Below are 1,225 nucleotides of genomic sequence, written 5' to 3' on the forward strand. Positions count from 1 at the left end.
GAGATGTGAGATGTGAGATGTGAGATGTGAGATGTGAGATGTGAGATGTGAGATGGAGAGGATCGAACTGCCAAGCCTTGTCAAGCCCCCTGCGTTGACACCCGCCCCCCTATTAACTAAAATTCCAGCGTTTTGAACCCGCACACCGACAAATCCGCCCCTCATGGCCGCAGACACCGGTTAACAGTGGTCCTGTCGGCCGTCCTGCTGCTTTTTCTCATCCTTTTCGGCCTGCAATTTCACCATTTCCGCACCACCCCCGTCAGCCCGCCGCAGACTGTCGACCTGCATATTGCCGCCGGCAGCAGCTTCAGCCAGATCTGCCGACAGTTGGCCGACAACGGAGTCATCGACCATCCGATCCTGTTCCGTCTGCTCGGCCGACTGACCGGGGTCACTGCCAAACTGCGCGCCGGTGACTACCGGTTTTCGACACCGGCGACTCCCGATGAGATTCTGCAGCGACTGGTCGCCGGGGATGTCCGGCACTTCCGTTTTACCGTCCCGGAGGGTCTGACCCTGGCGGAGATCGCCGTCCGCTACCAGCAGGCCGGGTTCGGCCGCGCCGAAAACCTGTTGCGTGCCGCCGCCGATCCGAAACTGCTGAAACAGCTTGATCCCGGCGTTTCCAGCCTTGAGGGCTATCTCTTTCCCGAAACTTACACCCTGGAGACGACCACCACCCCGCGGCAGCTGCTGCAGGCGATGATCGACCAGTTCAAGCGGCGGGTCGGTTCCGGCCTGCTGGCCGCCGCTGCCCGCCGGGGCCTTGATCGCCGCAAGCTGGTGATTCTGGCCTCAATTGTGCAAAAAGAAGCCGGCAACGATGCGGAGATGCCGCTGATCGCGGCGGTCTTTCACAACCGCCTGCGGCGTCGCATCCCGCTGCAGGCCGATCCGACGGTGATCTACGGCATCAGCAACTTTGACGGCAACCTGACCCGCAGAGACCTCGAAACGCCGACCGCCTACAACACCTACACCCGGGCCGGACTGCCCGCCGGACCGATCGCCAATCCGGGGATGGCAGCCCTCGAAGCCGCCGCGAATCCGGCAGCTGTCGATTATCTCTACTTCGTCGCCCGGGGAGACGGTACGCACGAGTTTTCGCGCACCCTGGCGGAACACAACCGGGCGGTACGAAAATATCAGTTGGGGCGTTAGTACCCCGTAACCCATAATCTTTCGCATCTTGCTGGTTATTTTCCGCGTCAGCTGCGTTGCG

The 1,225-nt window shown here is 61.5% G+C and carries 1 protein-coding gene; it reads left to right on the top strand.

Annotation, left to right across the window (positions count from 1 at the left end; all coding sequences use genetic code 11):
• Positions 1 to 186: 186 nt before the first annotated feature.
• Entirely contained in the window at positions 187 to 1,164 is a 978-nt protein-coding gene (gene mltG, locus B5V00_RS16795; protein ID WP_172399798.1) for an endolytic transglycosylase MltG, read from the top strand.
• Positions 1,165 to 1,225 lie beyond the last annotated feature (61 nt).

The organism is Geothermobacter hydrogeniphilus (assembly GCF_002093115.1).
Taxonomy (GTDB): Bacteria; Desulfobacterota; Desulfuromonadia; order Desulfuromonadales; family Geothermobacteraceae; genus Geothermobacter_A; species Geothermobacter_A hydrogeniphilus.